Annotated in this window: 13 protein-coding genes and 1 pseudogene; 7 read left to right on the forward strand and 7 right to left on the reverse strand. The window is 56.6% G+C overall.

Annotation, left to right across the window (positions count from 1 at the left end):
• The first annotated feature begins 2 nt into the window (after window positions 1–2).
• From A9J21_RS16395 to A9J21_RS16405, 3 genes are all read left to right on the forward strand, one after another.
• Entirely contained in the window at window positions 3–611 is a 609-nt protein-coding gene (locus A9J21_RS16395) for an Lrp/AsnC family transcriptional regulator (protein WP_231906947.1), read from the forward strand.
• 63 nt (window positions 612–674) lie between these two features.
• The gene (locus A9J21_RS16400) at window positions 675–1,364 is read left to right on the forward strand and encodes a GntR family transcriptional regulator (protein ID WP_066737433.1); all 690 of its coding nucleotides are present in this window, start codon (window positions 675–677) and stop codon (window positions 1,362–1,364) included.
• A 303-nt stretch (window positions 1,365–1,667) separates the two neighbouring features.
• Complete coding sequence (locus tag A9J21_RS16405; protein WP_066737435.1) at window positions 1,668–2,045, forward strand: DUF427 domain-containing protein; 378 nt, start codon at window positions 1,668–1,670, stop codon at window positions 2,043–2,045.
• A gap of 134 nt (window positions 2,046–2,179) precedes the next feature.
• On the opposite strand, the gene A9J21_RS16410 is transcribed toward A9J21_RS16405, so the two are convergent.
• From A9J21_RS16410 to A9J21_RS16425, 6 genes and pseudogenes are all read right to left on the reverse strand, one after another.
• On the reverse strand, window positions 2,180–2,365 hold the full coding sequence (locus A9J21_RS16410; protein ID WP_066737437.1) for a hypothetical protein: 186 nt from the start codon (window positions 2,363–2,365) through the stop codon (window positions 2,180–2,182).
• Between the two features lie 184 nt (window positions 2,366–2,549).
• Window positions 2,550–3,059: a hypothetical protein gene (locus tag A9J21_RS32345; protein WP_231906948.1), complete on the reverse strand. Its 510-nt coding sequence runs from the start codon at window positions 3,057–3,059 to the stop codon at window positions 2,550–2,552.
• A gap of 351 nt (window positions 3,060–3,410) precedes the next feature.
• Window positions 3,411–3,899, reverse strand: a pseudogene (locus A9J21_RS32705) (TniQ family protein); the annotation flags it as partial.
• Between the two features lie 213 nt (window positions 3,900–4,112).
• A complete protein-coding gene (locus A9J21_RS16415; RefSeq protein WP_156545946.1) occupies window positions 4,113–5,147 on the reverse strand; it encodes a hypothetical protein in 1,035 nt (344 codons plus the stop codon).
• Window positions 5,148–5,159: 12 nt separating this feature from the next.
• On the reverse strand, window positions 5,160–7,931 hold the full coding sequence (locus A9J21_RS16420) for a DDE-type integrase/transposase/recombinase (RefSeq protein ID WP_197497518.1): 2,772 nt from the start codon (window positions 7,929–7,931) through the stop codon (window positions 5,160–5,162).
• A gap of 1,771 nt (window positions 7,932–9,702) precedes the next feature.
• On the reverse strand, window positions 9,703–11,571 hold the full coding sequence (locus tag A9J21_RS16425; protein WP_197497519.1) for a tyrosine-type recombinase/integrase: 1,869 nt from the start codon (window positions 11,569–11,571) through the stop codon (window positions 9,703–9,705).
• Window positions 11,572–11,990: 419 nt separating this feature from the next.
• Between A9J21_RS16425 and A9J21_RS31590 the strand changes: the two genes are divergently transcribed.
• Complete coding sequence (locus A9J21_RS31590; RefSeq protein WP_156545948.1) at window positions 11,991–12,518, forward strand: hypothetical protein; 528 nt, start codon at window positions 11,991–11,993, stop codon at window positions 12,516–12,518.
• Window positions 12,519–12,604: 86 nt separating this feature from the next.
• Here the strand turns inward: A9J21_RS31590 and A9J21_RS16430 are convergent, their stop codons facing one another.
• Window positions 12,605–13,276: a hypothetical protein gene (locus A9J21_RS16430; protein ID WP_066737443.1), complete on the reverse strand. Its 672-nt coding sequence runs from the start codon at window positions 13,274–13,276 to the stop codon at window positions 12,605–12,607.
• A gap of 530 nt (window positions 13,277–13,806) precedes the next feature.
• Between A9J21_RS16430 and A9J21_RS16435 the strand changes: the two genes are divergently transcribed.
• The 3 genes from A9J21_RS16435 to A9J21_RS16450 all read left to right on the forward strand — a co-directional run bounded on the left by A9J21_RS16435 (window position 13,807) and on the right by A9J21_RS16450 (window position 16,850).
• Entirely contained in the window at window positions 13,807–14,022 is a 216-nt protein-coding gene (locus A9J21_RS16435; protein WP_066737445.1) for a hypothetical protein, read from the forward strand.
• Between the two features lie 313 nt (window positions 14,023–14,335).
• Window positions 14,336–14,488: a hypothetical protein gene (locus A9J21_RS16440; RefSeq protein WP_231906949.1), complete on the forward strand. Its 153-nt coding sequence runs from the start codon at window positions 14,336–14,338 to the stop codon at window positions 14,486–14,488.
• Window positions 14,489–16,052: 1,564 nt separating this feature from the next.
• The gene (locus tag A9J21_RS16450) at window positions 16,053–16,850 is read left to right on the forward strand and encodes a Dam family site-specific DNA-(adenine-N6)-methyltransferase (protein ID WP_082926463.1); all 798 of its coding nucleotides are present in this window, start codon (window positions 16,053–16,055) and stop codon (window positions 16,848–16,850) included.
• Window positions 16,851–16,972: the final 122 nt, after the last annotated feature.

Raw genomic sequence — 16,972 nt, forward strand, 5'->3', positions numbered from 1 at the left:
GAATGGCCCTGCGAAACACTATTCATCCATCGCAAGACGCCATTCCTTTTATTTATTCCGGTGAGATTGCCTTGAAAGAAACAAAATTTCGCACCAAAGCCGGGCAGCCTGCCCCATCCGCAGCGCCTGCAACGCCGGCCCCGGCGCACGTCGACACGCTGGACCGCGCCGACAAGGCCATCCTGCGCGCGCTGCAGCAGGATGCGTCGATCTCCAACGTGGCGCTGGCGGCGAAGGTCAATCTGAGCCCGCCGGCCTGCCTGCGGCGGGTGGAGCGACTCAAGGAAATGGGCCTGATTCGCGGCATCGTGGCGCTGCTGGACCCCAAGGCGCTGGACGCCGGGATGCTGGTCATGATTGGCGTGGTACTCGACCGATCCACGCCCGAATCCTTCGCACAATTCGAGACCGCCGCGCAAAAAGTGTCGGGCTGCATGGAGTGCCACGTGGTCACCGGGGAATTCGACTACTTCATGCTCGTGCGCACGCGGGACAGCGAGAGCTTCAACCGGCTGCATGCCGAGCAACTGCTCTATCTGCCCGGCGTACGGCAGATCCGCTCGTTCATGGTCCTCAAGCAGGTGCTGTCGACGACGCAGTTTCCCTTTTGACAAAAGGCCCGGCGGCGATCTCGGGTAGACTCTCGTGTCTTGGTTACCCACTTCACGTTTTTCATGCTTCCTACGGACCTGGCTGGCGCCGACGGCGACCAGAGTGCTTCGTTGCCGCGTTCCGAGCGGGCCTATCAACAACTGCGTGCCGCCATCCAGGCAGGCCAACTGCTACCGGGAACCCGTCTGCGTGAAGTCGAGCTGGCCGAAACGCTAGGCTTGTCGCGCACGCCGGTGCGCGAAGCGCTGTCCCGACTGGAATCCGAAGGCCTGGTCGTCAACGAGCCGAACCGGGGCATGATGGTGACCCGGCTCGATGCCAGCATGGTCAGCGAACTTTATGTCATGCGCGAGGTGCTGGAATCGACGGCAGCCGCGCTGGCCGCGCGCCATGCCACCGATGTGGAAATCTCGCTGCTGCGCGATATCGTCGAACGCGACCTGTCGTTCGCGTCGGATCCGGACAAGCTGGCGATGAACAACCGCCTGTTCCACGAAACCCTGCACCGCTGCGCCCACAACCGCTACCTGCTCAAGACGCTGCGGTCGCTGCACGAGTCGATGGCGCTGCTGGGCCGGTCCACGCTGGCCGTGCCGGGCCGGGCACGTGGGTCCTACGAGGAACATATGGCGCTGGTGGAGGCCCTGGAGGCACGCAACCCCGAACAGGCCGAACAGATCACGCGCCGCCATATCCAGCAGGCCTACAAGGTGCGCCTGTCTCTGTGGATCGAGGAACAGTCCCGAAGCTGAGCCTTTCCCCGCGTCTTTTTCGACGATTTGACTGATCATGGCCCCGCTTGGACGGGGCCATTGTTTTAGAACCCCGAAAAGTGTGTTCCGCCGTTGCGCTTTTGCGCAACGATCGGTCGCGTTATCGTCTTGCTCAGGGCTGCAGGCTCTCTCTCCCTTCCAGCCTTACGTCACCTCCGTGGCGGTTTTTTCATGATTGGCGCGGGCACGTACGACTCTCAGGCGTGCGTCAGGCCGGCGCAGGCGCGGCATCGTTGCCGCGCCTCATTTTTTCCGCCGTCGCACCCAAGGCAAGGAGTCGCCATGACTGACAAGCCCGTCAAGATCCCCGGCCCGGACCATCCCATCACCATCACCCCGCAGCGCGCACGCGTTGTCGTCACGGCCGGCGGCCGCGTGATCGCCGATACCACGCGCGCCCTGAACCTCCAGGAAGCGTCCTACCCGGCCGTCCAGTACATCCCGCGCGACGACGTGGACATGTCGCAACTGACCCGGACCGCACACGCCAGCCATTGCCCGTACAAGGGCGACGCCGCGTACTTCAGCATCGCGGCAGCCGGGGCCCGGGGCAACAATGCCGTCTGGACGTACGAACACCCGCACGACGCCGTGTTCCAAATCGCCGGATATGTGGCGTTCTACCCCGATCGCGTCGATAACATCGACATCCAGCGCTGATCCGAACGGTTCGACACGCCACGCCAAAAGCAAAAAACCGGCCCGCCGCGCACCTTGTATTCGGTGCGCGGCGGGCCGGTTTTCAATGCTGCGACGCTTGCAGCGCCGCCTGTACTGCTATCAGCCGATACCGATCAGCCGTTCGCGTAGACCACCTTGGCCTTGCGCGCTTCCGCCTGCAGGCGGGTGAAAATGTTCTGGATGGCTGCAACTGCGCGCTTCACGTCATTGGCAAAGCCCAGGCTTTGGGTGCCCAGTTCGCGGTCGATCAGGTCGCGTTCCAGTTGATCGGTCAGCTTGATGTCGGATTGGGTGTTCATGGCGTCCTTCCTTTTCAGGGATAACCCTTATGGGGTTTTCCCGAATTGTAGCAGAAGGAATATCGCATCGCAGCATTAGGTAATTGTGCGTATGCCGGGGCGCAACATGTGACGGTGGGAAAACTCGCAATTCATGTCCGCTTGGACGCGATCTGCTTTTCGCGGAGAAAGGACTGGTTATGCTTTACTCGCATGGTTTTCCATTTGCAGGGGAATCCATGAGCCTTTTGAGTTCATCATGGAGCACATTCATTCGCCATTCAGAGCCAAAGAAGATCTTGAGATGCCTGGCAATCTGCACGGCAGACGTCGATACTCCTTGGGCAAACGCGAGAGAAACAGCGTCCCTCAACGCCTGCTCCTCTGCCAGTCTCAGTTCTGCCTTGTATCTACCATGAGCAGCGACTGCTGCTGCGTACAGCTCAGGATCCATACTTTTCAACGATGGACCGGATGAGATTCCCAGGGATTTGGCAAGACCGGCGGCTGACAGTGGACTGGACTCCAAACAGGCATAGGACGCCTTTGCCTTCTCAATTGCTTCGTTCAGCTCTGGGTCGAGCCTTCGTCGTCGAAGGACATTCCGCGAAAGTGTGACCTCCTCTCGCCAAACAATCGGTCGGTACAAAGTCGGGCAAATGATACTCACTAGGCTCCTGTCCGAAGCCTTAGCCAGCGCAAGTAACATTTGCATGGTTGGTTTTCCGCGGCGCCCATGCGCCATCCCACTGATCGATGTCCGGTTTACTCCGGAGGCACAACTCAGCGACCGCGGTCCGCCCTTGGCGGCAACACACATTTCGAGGCCGCGAACAAGCCCCGCCTTTGATATTTCTGCCCCGCCAGATGCTACGGCAATCACCTCACCGATTTCCCGCGCGATGCGCACCTCCTCAGCGGACGCGGGAAGAACTTGCTCCCGGTTGCACTGCATCCGAATAGATCCACACTTTCTGCATACGCCGCGAACACATGGCGCCTCCTGCCGATTGTGAAATCTCCCCTCAATGGGACTTCCACAGATTGCCTGCACAAGCCGCAGTCCGTGCTTCGGGCATGCTTTAACGACATCAAACTCCCACATTACCTGCCCGTAAAGCGGCGTATCTTCGTCCGCATAACATGCTGGACAAAACCGTTCGATACGGGACACAAGGCCGGCGCCGGACAACACTGAAAGTAGCGACTGCAAACTCGCCGAGACAATCATGTCAAGCCCCGTCAACTGTGAAAGCCGGTCTACCAACGCACGCAGTTCGATGCTTTTGGAAGAAAGCGAGTACGTCCTGCCGGTACCAACGAAAGACCACGGTCTGCCGAGTCCCTGAGCCTCCATGTAGGGCCGCACGAAGGTTTCCACTAAACGGTACGGCACCACGCAATGAGCGAAGGCCAGTCTCCACAGGTAACTACGTAGCGACTCACAGTAGGCAGTGCCCACCCCAATCCACGGCAACCGATACAAAGTGCTAAGAGGAGGGGCGTGCGACGCACACGGGTCGATTACTTCGACCTTGCTAGTGGCTTTTCCCATTGCAGCCCCTCACGTGCCAACGCGCATACTCCGACTCGCTTATCACCACGAGGTTCGCCAATGGCCCACACAAGCTTGATGCCATGCTTCGGGCATGCTTGAACGACCTTAAAATCCAGGGGCACGTTCCCGGAGCACGGCGAATCCGCGCCCACATGGCAGCCGGCGCTAGATCGCTCAGCACGAAGATCACGTTCAGTGAACTGAGACCTTCTAGTGGATTTTTCCATTTCTGCTCCTCCAAGCATAGGCACGCATGCTCTGCTCTGCCTCGAGCCAGAGTCTTTCAAGGTCCGCGCGTTGCGGCTCTGCCATATATGAATCCATCAAAAAATCATCACTCCATTTCCCTTCGTGATCGGCCTGCATCTCGGCTGCAGATATGAGGATGGCTTTTAGAGTGCCAATCTGACCAAGAGATTGTTTTCTCAAATCCCTAGATTTCTTAGATAAATTAGGTTTATCAACCCAAGGCCATATTTCATCGTACTTCTCCAGTATGCATTTGAAGTTGTTTATCACAAGCTCTTTTCTTTCCCTAGAATCAGATTGTTCAAACACATACCTTTCAAACATCACGTGCCTCCCTCTTCTGACATATTGATCTGATTTTCTCGCCTCCAGGGTGGCCTTTAAGTCCGTAACAATCAATAGCTTTGGACAGTGATCCTTTGCGAAATCAGCAAGTGACTTAAGCATGATTTCTTCGTCTCCGTGCAAGAGCAAATTTATAACCTCGTCCACTGTGACGAGATGAAAATCTCTATTCAAAAGCATGCTATTCACGGCGTCCCCCAGAACTTCCTCCGTTGGTGGACGTCGATTGAATTTAACGCTCAATCTGCCATCTTGATTGATAAATTTTACCTTACCATCGATCATTGGCTCCCCCCCCTCTTTTAGCATCAGCGCACAAAATGCCTTCGGCATAATTCTCTTATTTACCTTCGCTGGCGCTGATATATATAACTGGCCGTCTTTCTTGCAAAAACTCTTCTGCCGCAAACTACCAGGCAGCACATTCTTAAGCATCTCAGATTTACCCACACCCGACACACCAGATAGACCTATTATTGGAACCCCATTATTAGGCAACAAAAGGTGAATAATATTACCGAGTGCCGCGCTCATATTGGCATGCGATAGATTTATGTTTCCAAGCATAGCCAATTTGGTTAGGTCATCAGAATCAAACCTCTTGGGATCGCAAGCCATTGTTTTCCAGTCAACCGTTGAATCTGGTTCCATTTTTCCTTGCTCTCAAAATAAGCTGGGGACGTTATCGAAGTTAACCCCGCGTAGGCCGACAGGAGCGGGGTCCAGAACCGTCGGACTTGGCTCATCGACATCCTGATCCTCAATATCAAGCTCGTTATTCGAATCCTTTGCTTCATCTTCTGACTCCTCGTTCGTCTCGGTGGATGCGAAGGGATAATGGCGTGCAGCGTCAACCTGTGCCCTCATGATCGCCTCCGCTACCTTCGGATCAATAACTTCTATCGTGCCGTTCACAGCATCTACTCGGGGTATCATTCCGTTTCCTGAATAGAGGCGCCTGAGCTCCTCCTCTCGCATACCGATAACCGGGTCAAAATGGCGGGCCTCGAGACCTAAAACATCATGAAGTTCTGACGGCTTTAGTGCCGAACGCTGCGCCAACCGACCCGCTTCTTCATGAAACTGCCGGATAGCCTGCTCCATCTGATATGACGTCCGCCCAGGAAACGGGTTAATGTCCGATGCCGTTGCGACAAGCATGCGCCTCTTGTATTCGACGTAGACGACATCAGCGTTGAAGCGCTCAATGCGAACCGCCGCTTTGGCATCGCGCTTGGCGGTAGCGAATGCTTCATGTTGGTACCACCTGTAACCTACCCAGACACCGCGACGGCTATCAACACTGTGTATGGGTCGCACAGGGTATGGCGCCGTGTCGATCAAAAATTGTTCATCGTACGAAACAGCCAAGAATGGCTGTCGGCCATGGCGCAAGAACAACTCTGTCTCGTATTCCTCAGGCGTCAAACCTAGCGCCGGATGCTTATCGTTGCTGTATTTTCTGACTAAGTAATACTGCTCGTAACGGCGGTAGAGACTCACAACCGTCTCGCGCGCCTTAGATTTTGGCGACGGATGCCCGTTGTAGGCACGCACATCGTCTTTAAGATGAGACGTACTCCCTGGCAGCAGAACATCAACCTGGAGTTCGCGAGCTTTGTTCGTTGCTTCAATGGGCGCTCCCTGCCTTGGATTTCTCTTTGCACGTCGGATCACGGTCATTTCATGATCCTTGAAGAACCGCATCGTCGCCTGCGACCGCAAGTTGATTCCGCCATCCACGATCACGTACTTAGGCAATCTCCCCCATCTACGGACATAATCGCGCAGGACCATCAACACGCACTCCGCATTGGCACTCCCAAACGAAAGGTAGATGGCTCGCGCGCAATGAATACAAGCGTCATGGGCTATCGTTATAAGCGGTCTTTTGAGATTCATGCCTGTCGGTCCGACCACCTCGACATCTGCCGGAGTGTGATCGATATGCACGAATTGATGCGGAAGCCATCCATTTGGCAGACGCCCCGAGTTCAGAACCGTGGCGATTGGTGTCATTGCCAGCGCCGCTCGACTGCCGTGTTGACGGACTAGGTTGCGATATCGATGTACACGAATTCGAAAGGTTGCCATGCTGAATGTTGGCAACCCTTTCTTCTCGCAATAGCGCACATACGAATCAAACGCACCTTTGATTGAAATCCTAGGACCTAAATGGATGACATGAAGAATGAACCTCCGAGCAAGGGCTTCTAGCGCTGGCCGGCGAGGCTCCCGATTGCCGCGATCGCGCTCCCGCGTCGCCAGCGCAGCGACAGCTTCGGCGGTTGTACTTGCATTCCTGACGCTAGCGCGATACCGGCGCATTTGCCTGTCCGACCGTATTGAGGTACCCGTTCGGACAGCGTTCAGCTTATGAGATGCATCCATTTCCTCAGCTTCGGTGAGCAAACGGTACTCGTGCCGAAGTGACTCGCGGACGCCGCCGTCCAAATCTACGATGCTTCTTGCGCTTGCAGCCGCTACGACGGTAAGCGGCAGTTCCAACCTTGCATCGCCCTTACCACGCAACTTGACGCGGTCCCCATAGACGCCTTCTACACGGTAGGTTGCGCCATCAAACGGAATGAGGGAGTTGACCCAAACATTTTCCGGCTGCGCGAAAGGTAAGAGATCCTGGTTCCGCACGTCAGGCCCAAATATCCTCATATCCTCGGCGTTGCGATAGAGATGGAAGCTGTCAGTCCCGTCTAGCCGTTCGTGAACCAAATCGCAGTCCAGTTGGCCTTGAAAAATTGCAGTGCGCACGTCGTCCGCATCGAAATCAAAACCTTCCTGGAGCTGTCTCAACGTGAGGACGACCTCTCTATCAAGGACGTCGCGCAACGCGCGGCAAACAGAAGCGTCCAGCGGCTCCTTCTTTGAGTAGCGTGAGAGGTCGTCAAGGTTCATGGTCAGAATATGCTGACGTTGAATCTCGACCTGGCTGCGGGTCTGATGATGAATACGTAGCAAAGCGTAATACTTCTCTGCTGGGCGCCAATGCCAGCTATAGTCTTGGTCTTTGTAGAAGTTTGGCGATTTCCCCCGCAGCTCCTCGAGGTCGCCCTCTGTCCTCCAAGATTGAACAAAGACGCCATCCTCCCGGATCAGCATTACGCTCGGCGCATCATTCACATAGGTGGCAAGGCGTCCGTCCTCACGATACACGGGGATTTCGAGACTAAATGGCTGAAAATAATATTCGAGAACTTGAGGATCATGTTCGAACAGAATTGCTAGGGGTAGCCCGACATTTCTGCCCGGTGCCGCCACAACCCCGCCCATCTTTCTGCTGGGCATATACCCAACACAACCGATTGTGTCTCGGGACAATTTGTCCTGACGCTTACGCCGAACACCCTCGACAAGATATCGGCCATCCAACGGCATGTTCCACTTGGATAAAAGGATATTAAGGGCGCTGTCGTCCATGATTGCTCCCAGAATCATCGAGCAATGCGTTCAAGCATGCACTGCTACACGAGGCAATTCCGTACGGAGAAGAGGGGCTCCCCGGCAAGACTCGAGAGCACACCCTTACCGATGCCATTCAGATCTCTCGATGACAGTGGGCCATGCGCCCTCGCTGTTCGTAAGGCGCATCTAGTGCCGACTAAGTATGCCTGGCACCCCGATACCCAGACGCCGCCCCGCCCCGGGCGACTACATCCGGCCAATGCACGTCGCATCGCTCCACGCGAGGTAGTGTTGAATCGACCATCGAACTCTTCGAACATTTGGATCGCCAGGTAAGCTCGATCTGCGAAACCCAATCTTGACGGCCGATAGCTTCGTCAACCTGATGAGCCCGAATCCGGTCCGTCCACGAATCAACTACGGTTGTCGCGCGTGGCCTGCGAGCTACGCTGCGTCCTCGCAACTCAATCTGATGTAACTCGCAAAACCGCACCGCCTCTGCAGATGTCATCCGTCCGTTCCGCGGTAGATCACCGCTCAGCGATGCCAGACTAGTGCGATTCGGATGCAGTTCGACATCAATTCCAAGTGGCCCCACGTGGCGCCCGATCTCTTCCTTGGAATCAACGTATTGTTGTGGCCGGTTGGGCCAGTCGAAGATCTCTCCGTGTCGGTGTAAGTCCAATCCTGCATTTAGATCGGGGGGAACAGTTGATTCCCTCCCTATCAAGTAAGTTGCCCCCCCCTGGATGCCACGGCTCGCCCGTCTGTTCCATTAGCGCTACAAAAGACCAAGATAGCCGCCTTCGTAGCGGATTCAGGATGGGCCCCCGCAGCATTGCGGCGACTCGGTTCGACTTTCCAACGCCCTCGATACGATATCGAGCGAACCCTGCCGCCAGATTCAACGATTGGCCGTCGGGTCCGTAGGGACCTGTGGACATCGCCCCAAAGTTCCCATCCCAGAGGGCGCATGTTATGAGCATCAGTCGTCGAAGTAGGCTCGCAAACTCGGAAGGCCCTGGCGCGGACATCCAACGTACGCCAGGGAAACATTCCTGGACGGCAATGGTCAATTTTGAATGCGCAACAGGTGTCCCTATCCACTGAATCTGAGGATTTCTTAACGCATGCATGGCTCAGCTCCTTCGAGGTGCGACTGCTTTCAGATACGGTGGCAACCCGCTCGTCATTTGAAGATTGCAACGTACGATTTGTCTCGTTGCATCGTCTGTGACGACTACGAGCCGCGGCCGATGCTGTTGACGTCGCGCCCCATCCACGACGACAACATCAAACTCAGTGGCATCGAAGGAAACTTGACCGGTTCCGCCCAACGGTTCCCAAGGATCCGTGGAAGAACGGGAGCGTCTACGACTTGACTTTCTCTTCCCTTGCATCGCCATGATTTCTCCAACTCTCTCTGATACCCACGCTACCGCTGTTCGATACATGTGGTTTCCATGGTCTAGAAACTCACGTTCCTATCGCCTGCCTCTGGGCTGTCGGAACTCGAACCACTTCACGGCATCCCAACGATTCGGACTGAACCATAGGTCACGTAAATTTTTTTTCAAGAATTATCTAATAAACCTGAACAATGAGGTTCGACTAATCGTCCTCGGAATGTGGCATCAATAGAACATTGATTACGACGTAACATGTCAACTTCACTCACTCTGTATCATCGTCCTGTGATTTTTCATTAATGCTAATTTACGTTATACAAAATCGTCCATATGATAGTTTCACACTAAATATATGCTTATTTTTGTTCTAGTTAACTTTAGAAAAGTCCCGTCCGTTCCAGCTCTTGAGCGCGACGTTCGGCCTCTGCGCGTACGTAGACCGATGTGGTAGCGAGCGATGCGTGGCCCAACTGGCTCTGCACAACATCCAACGCGACGCCATGCGCAACAGCGTGGTTGCCAAAGGAATGGCGCAACCAGTGCGCCGAAGCGCTAGCAAGACGCCGCGCACCTTCTGGGTCATCGCTCTCCATCGCACGTGCTGTATCTGCAAAGAACCTCTTGAAAATGGCGTGGAGCTGTTCGACTGACAGGCTCCCCACGTTTCCGTCAGGCTTCACACGACCAATCAAAGGTGTTGCTGGATGCAGACGCGCAAAGTCGTCTGTCAGACCTCGGTTCTTCAGGTAACGCGTCAGGAGCCAAATGACTGAATGGGAGACGTGAACTTCCCGCTCAATCGTCCCTTTCCCAACAAACACCAGAGTCCAGGTTCCGCGCGGATCATCTGGATGGTCGTGATGCACAAGCTGGCCTACGGTGGCTCTCGCTTGCTCAGAGATTCGCAGACCCGTTGCATAGGCAAGGTGCAGCATGAACTGAAGCCGCATGCTTCGCGGATCGTCCGCCGGCAGCTCTGCTGCATGTCGTTTAATGAACGCCCATTGCGACCTCGTGAAGCTTCGCGAGATTTGGATTCTCGTGTGGGCTGTCTTCGGCTTCGGCAGCAAAGCGAATGGGTTGTATCGGAGATAGTGAGCGTCGACTAACCAATGACATAGACTGCTCACCACCGTGTAGCTTTGGCGGATGCTCGTTGGTGACAGGGAGCCCGCGAACGGTCTCCAGTCATATCGAAAACGTGGCACGCCACGCGGACCGACCCAACGTTCTGCTGGCTGAGGGTCGGCAAGGAAGTCGAGGAATGCGGAGCAATCTTCCACGGTCAGGTCGGATAGCGCCTTCCCTCGTTCGAACACAGCCCACAGCAGCAAGCGTTCTGCATGGCAGCGGTAGGTCTTCCATGTCGCGCCCTGCTCTGGGCCATGCACACCGAGCCAAGCTCGTATAGCACCCAAATCATTTTGAGCGGCCGTTCTCGCTGGCGTCCCGCGCGGCGGACGGTTATGACCATCACTGCCATCGTATGATGCCGGCAATAGAAGTGACTCCAAGGGAGCGACCATAGTGGCAGCCGGCCGTAGGCTGCCCAGCGTTTCGCGCGAAGCTTCTCTGCGCGAAACCAGCGCGGCAGGCGGTATGTCGCCCAACGAAGACCCGGCGTCCACCAGCCAAGCTGTCAGCCGCCGCCCCGTAGCCGGTCCAATGCCGTGCGCGAGGGTGTACCAGCGAGGCCCGCGCAACACAACCTGTTGCTTCAAGTCCTGCAGGGTTGGTAATCCAGCGCGAGTAAGCCGCGCAGCCACCGCCGGCGAAAACCAGGCCGCCACGGAATCCTCGGGGGCTGGCGTCCTGGTCAAGTACGGCCGCACAAGGTCAAGCGCTACCAGTTGCCGGGCGCGTCGCTTTCGCTGAACGCCGCCATGCTCGCCCGCAACCGAGAACAACTCCTGCCAGGAGGCTTCATCGAGCAAACCGCCATGCTCATCGGCTGCTTCCGAACCGGTGCGCTCGGATTGCAGGCGTCGAACGCCGCGAAGCAGTTCCGCTTCTATCACCCGCAGCTCAGCGGCCGCCGCTCGCCGGTCGGCCCCGGTCCCCAAGTAGCGCGCGCCAAGGTCCGCGAGGTCCAAACCCTCAACTACGCCCTTGTAGAACGCGAAGTGCTGTGCACCCAGATATCTCACAGGAGGAATTGGTGCCCCCGGGCCCCGACGACGCGCGGCTGGCGCGAGGCCCGTCTCCTCGCCGGCCGTTCCTTTCTCCGCTGGCTTTTTGCTTGCCATGCCGCGCCCTCTCCTTCGCATCAACGACATCGGGACGCGCGCCGGGCTTCCTGCCGCAGCCGCTTATCCAGATATCTGCTGATATCTTGATAGGTGAATTTGGTGCGCAACACGAGGGGCAATTTGCGAGTGGGATGTCGAAGGTCCCTTGCCTGACATGCCGACGGCGGCTACCCGTTGCAGAATCCTCTTCCCGTAAGCGGCAACATTCTGCCGCTTATGTAGAGAAATCCCTGATAAGCGCCCCTTTTAGGGCGCCTACGGGAAGTGGACAGCATTGCCATGCTGGGCCTTACGGGTGCTGTCTCCGGCAACTGCGATTCCGAAGGTGAGAGTTTTTTCCAAGCTCTCTCACCTTTGAAGTTCTTGACAACGGAACTCGCCTTGCCTTAGCTCGAAGCAAAACTGCGGAGAGGGAAATGACAACTCGAAAAGAAGAGAAAGCGCGTAGCAGGACGTGCAAGCGCGAGGAATATCGTGCCCTTGCTTATGACGAGTTACCGGCCCTTGATCGCGAAGGCGCCTACATACTTCTCGCCAACAAGTTGCATGTGTGGAGCCCTACCGGCGCCACGGTAGGGCTTGTCGACGGCAATCACGGAACCTGCGTGCGCTTCGAGTACGTGAACTCCTACCTCGGAAATAAAGTTGGGGAGTGGCTGGACGATGCGTTTAGGAATGTCTCCCGGCCGTGTAGGCTCTACTCCGCGAGTGACCGGACAGTTAACCAAGGGGCTCTGGTCGCCTGGGGCGCAGCTCGTGGGGTTCCCGTTACCATCGCCCCGGCCTGCGCTTGGGCTGATGCGGTATCGGCACTGGTTCCTTCTATGGTCGAAGTCATGAACGAGGCTATGATGGACGCAACGCCTGATCTTCGTAGTCAACGCCTTGAGCGTTGGCGAATCGAATACAATTCCCGACTTGAGTTGCCAGATTTCCGCGCTTAGGATCGAGCCCCATACGGCCACACGACAACCGTCGTTCACGCAAGCAAAAGAGCGCCCATGGGCGCTCTTTTGAATTGGCTCATCGCTTACGGATGCACGCGGTCGGGATGCGCGCCCAGCATCGGCTCAATGATGAATACACCCATGCCAGTTTTCTCGTCTTCAGTCATCCAGGGAGGCGGAAAGTAGACTAGCCCGTTCTCCTTGACCAGGCTGAAGCACTCTCGGAGTTTGCAGTAATACTCGTAGAACTCCTTGTCGCCGGTGAGCCGTACCTTTGCATCCCACTCGTCAAAGTCCGCGCTCACCTTCGCGCAAGCAGCCGGCCCAAAGCACATCCCCCTGACGCCGTACCGAAGAAGCTCCCAGAACGGCCCTCTTCCGTCAGACTCCGGGTACTTTTCCTTGTCCATCACCAAGTCGGAAACGTCGTTGCAGAACTCGATGATGCGCCGTGGTCCTCCGCCTAGCTCTACTCCCACGGTCAACTCAACCAGCTTTGCGCACCAGTCGAAAAAGTAGTAGTCGAACGAATACTCGAACAGACAGTAGTGGCTTAAGTTGCTCCACTCGTACTTGTAGATTGCCCCGATTTCCAAACCATCTGCCAGTTGCGGGTAGTCGGGCGGCGCTACGGCCAGTACAACGTTCTCCATCGACTTACCTGTCACAGGGTCCTCATCCCACCACAGCCGATTCTGGGGTTGCCCCAGGTTCGTCAGGCCTTTGCATACAAGCATGTAGTTCTTGCTAGGCATCGTTCGTTACCACTCCATCAAATATTGGCAATGCCGGACTCAGCCCTTGGGCGTCACGCAGACGAATCCATGCGCGCGTAGCGCAGCGACTGTAGCCTCGGCTCTCGCACGCCACGCGAAGTGACATGCGGTGAGGTATATCTCTACGGAGCATTGATGACAGAGCGCCGGCACTCGATTTGCGCAACGTCGGTCAGCGTGAAAGTGGAAATAAGCCTGCGTGTCGCGGAGTTCTCGAGGTAAAAATTATTTTGTAACAGAGGCGAATCTGCCGTGTACGAGCATTGATGCTTGGCGACCGCAGCCTCCAAACACGCTCCAAGACAAGTCGCTGAGAGCAGTTTTGTGCGAGGCACGCATGGCGCCTTCACCGAGCAAGCAGCATCATTCTTCCCTTTGCGCTGACCCTTGGCGATATGCGGCAATTTTCTGCCGCTTACAGCAACGACGTCCGATATGAAGCCGCGCAGCCTTAGACGACATGGCGCTACACTCGAACGATGATTCCTCGGGGGAGCCCGCAGACAACCATGAGCATTACAACCTTCCACGAAGGCGACAAAAGCCGCGCCATCTGCGCCCATTGCGGCCAACTTGTCAGCACGACTTTTGTTCGCCGTGATTTGCGGTTCATCGACGGCAAGGGTTCCGCCAACAACATCCTCGTTGCGATCTGCGATGAGTGCGGCGACGTCGTTGCTACGCCCACGCAGTCCACACCGGCAATTCGCTGGGCGCGCTCGTAGATTCGAACTCTCTTCAGGCCGCCGCCACGCAAGGCGGGCCAGGTCGCCACACGAGCGATCGCATACGCTTCTGCACATACAAAAGCCGCGCTCCCAGTTGCTGCACCTACAGTCCGCCATGACCGCTACGCTGTTCGTGTGGCTGACCAGGAAACGGCGTGTGCCCGCGCGGACCCGCGCCTGAAGTGCCAGCGAAGCGCAGCCCCTGGCTGCCCTTTCTCATCCATGGAGTTCGGACGTGTCCAATGCTGAAATCTCCCGACGACAAGGAGACCTTATGGAACTCACCAGAATCGTTGTATGCGAGTGTGGAGTGCCGGCACGAGTCCGGGAGATTCCCTACGACTTGGGCGGTACGCCCCTGCGCGACTGGGCGCCGTGCCCATGGTGCTACCGGAAGATGTACGAGATGCAGGACGAAGGTGTAGTGCTCGTCGAGATGGTGACCGCGGACGAATGGGAGTAACAGCGCCCAGACACTCGCCGCAGTGTGCCGAATGGCGGTGCCTTACAAACTTGGCCGGCGTGACGGACCCTAATCTGCTTTTACCCCGGATCCTCCCGGTCCCCGGGGTTCTTCAGATACGGCCGCACTTTCCTAGTAGTGCGGCCGTCTTTTTTCGAGAAACGTCGGGCTGGTGGCGAACCCCTGCGAGTGGAGAGACCGTACTCGCAGGCAAAAAAAGACCGGAGCGACGCGGGGGCATCATTCCGGTCCTGCGCAGCGGAGCACAAGTGGTGCAGCCTACCGCCGCGGACCAGAATTAAAACATATTGATTTCTGTTGTAAGTATCGTGAATATCAGGTGTTGCACCGCAGCAACGCGGAATTTGCAGATGTGACCTACTCCCACAGTTCGTGAACGACTGGTGAGATGAAAAGACCACCTAGCAGGCTAAGCTTGCGTCTAGCGCTTGCAAGAGCCCACACACTGATACCCCTTGAATCGCTGGAACCGACTTCTCCTTCAGGCTCTTCTTGCCACGACCCTCATCGTGGAAGCCGCCGTCGTGTCTCGCGGAATCTATCTCTTCGTTGCGCAACCGCCTGCGGCAGAGATGGAGGATGTCATCGACTTCGACCGACCACCCCAGGATTGCCCCGCTTTCCGTTGGGAACGTAGTGCCACGCCCGACCGGGAAATGGAGCGCAAAACGCAGAGAGCGGATGGCTGCCTCGAAACTTAGAAACTAAGGGAGCGGCATTGACCGCGCCCATGCACCCGCTTGCGCCCCTTGATCAAGAGCGATGCGCCAGCCAGTTTCTTTGGACTGCTATGTTAGGGCCTAGCGCCGTCACGATAGCAACGAGGATTAACGCCGGCAGGCTCCAAACATCCATCCCAGTCCATAGCGGGGGCAAAGTTCTTAAGATAGCCGCGACAGGTTCCATCAAGCGGCTTCCCATTTCGCATTGGAACTCGCGCCCAAGGATACCAAACGGAACCGGCAGCGAACGCTGATGCCGACAATTCGGTCGTGGTCCTCTTGCCTCGATAGCCTTGCACCTCACAAGCAAGCGAAACCGTGTGGTTACCTGGCAGAACCATAACCTTCGCTGGTTTGCCGCCCTGATCAGGAACGGCCTGTCCGTCGACTGCCACCACGGTGACAGTCCAGAGCCGTTCGAACTGATTCTGGGGATTGACGGACATGTCTTCGACCATGAGGCTGACCAGCTCAGTCGTTGGCTTTTCGGCACCTTGGTACATCTTTAGCGGCGTGGCGAAGCGCGGGCCTCCAATCGCGCATCCTGAAAGCACTACAGCTACCGGAAACATGCGAATTAGTCGTTGCAAGTGAATCTCCAAAGTATGAAAAGTACAACGACTTAATATCGGACAGTCAAACGAGTACTTTATCGAGCAACGTGCGCCCATAGGTTCCGTGGTAGCAAAATCGTGTCGCCTGAGCGTCCGTCATAAACACTCGGCCCACCTATACTGGGGATGCAAAAACATCCTCACCTCCAAGCCGAACAAGCCGGCGCTCCTTCTCTCCTCAATATCCCAGCGTTGGCTGGGCCAATTTTGAAATGGCCTGGCGGGAAGACACAGCTCCTGCCGACGCTCCGCAGACTGTTGCCCGCCGGCAATCGCCTCGTGGAACCGTTCCTTGGCGGCGCAAGCGTGTTCTTGGGTACCGATTTTCCGAGCTATCTGCTGCTCGACGCCCATGTTGACCTCATCGGCATGTACAAGCAGATGGTGAAGCGCCCCGAGCGCGTCATCGAACTGGCACGACCGCTGTTCTCCCAGCAGGCAGCCAACGAGGAAATCTACCTCTTTATCCGCGAAGCATTCAATCAAGCCACGCCTCCCGACGTCCGCGCCGCGTATTTCCTCTATCTCAACAAGTTCGGGTTCAATGGACTGTCGCGGTACTCGGCAAAGGGCAACTTCAACGTGCCGTGGAATCGGGCTGTCCAGGCCCCGGCGCTGCCGGAAGAAAACATTCTTGCGTTCAGTGAGCGTGCGCGGGAAAAAGCGGTCATCGTGCAAGGCGATTTCACAGATGCATTCAAGCTCGCCGTGCCTGGCGACGTGATTTACTGCGACCCGCCCTACGTCGACCTTGACGACGCACCGACTTTCACGAAGTACACAGCCGAAGGCTTCCCCCGAGAACGCCAACAGGAGTTGGCAGATTTGGCGCGCATCACTGCGGCCAGGGGCATCCCGGTCGTCATCTCGAATCACCTGACTAGCGAAACCCGAGAGCTGTATCGCGGCGCTGAGTGTCATGAGGTCGAAGTGCGACGAAGCGTAGCGGCACAAGCGAGCGACAGGAAAGCGGTAGTCGAAGGGATTTTCTTGTTTAAGGCATGAGCCAGCCAAGTCGGTCCGCCCGCCAAAATTGGACGAAACCTAGCAGGCTGCTGAAGTACTGACCGCGCAAGCGGTGAGGCTTTCCCCCGCAAGCCCCGAGGTTCGCCGTTTTGCACAATCTG

It is taken from the genome of Cupriavidus sp. D384, assembly GCF_001652915.1.
In the GTDB taxonomy this organism is placed as follows: Bacteria; Pseudomonadota; Gammaproteobacteria; order Burkholderiales; family Burkholderiaceae; genus Cupriavidus.

Bases quoted from the DNA above. Each gene is read 5' to 3' on its own strand.
- A9J21_RS16395 (WP_231906947.1), top strand. From the start codon at position 3: ATGGCCCTGCGAAACACTATTCATCCATCGCAAGACGCCATTCCTTTT.
- A9J21_RS16400 (WP_066737433.1), top strand. From the start codon at position 675: ATGCTTCCTACGGACCTGGCTGGCGCCGACGGCGACCAGAGTGCTTCG.
- A9J21_RS16405 (WP_066737435.1), top strand. From the start codon at position 1,668: ATGACTGACAAGCCCGTCAAGATCCCCGGCCCGGACCATCCCATCACC.
- A9J21_RS16410 (WP_066737437.1), bottom strand. From the start codon at position 2,365: ATGAACACCCAATCCGACATCAAGCTGACCGATCAACTGGAACGCGAC.
- A9J21_RS32345 (WP_231906948.1), bottom strand. From the start codon at position 3,059: ATGCAAATGTTACTTGCGCTGGCTAAGGCTTCGGACAGGAGCCTAGTG.
- A9J21_RS16415 (WP_156545946.1), bottom strand. From the start codon at position 5,147: ATGGAACCAGATTCAACGGTTGACTGGAAAACAATGGCTTGCGATCCC.
- A9J21_RS16420 (WP_197497518.1), bottom strand. From the start codon at position 7,931: ATGGACGACAGCGCCCTTAATATCCTTTTATCCAAGTGGAACATGCCG.
- A9J21_RS16425 (WP_197497519.1), bottom strand. From the start codon at position 11,571: ATGGCAAGCAAAAAGCCAGCGGAGAAAGGAACGGCCGGCGAGGAGACG.
- A9J21_RS31590 (WP_156545948.1), top strand. From the start codon at position 11,991: ATGACAACTCGAAAAGAAGAGAAAGCGCGTAGCAGGACGTGCAAGCGC.
- A9J21_RS16430 (WP_066737443.1), bottom strand. From the start codon at position 13,276: ATGCCTAGCAAGAACTACATGCTTGTATGCAAAGGCCTGACGAACCTG.
- A9J21_RS16435 (WP_066737445.1), top strand. From the start codon at position 13,807: ATGAGCATTACAACCTTCCACGAAGGCGACAAAAGCCGCGCCATCTGC.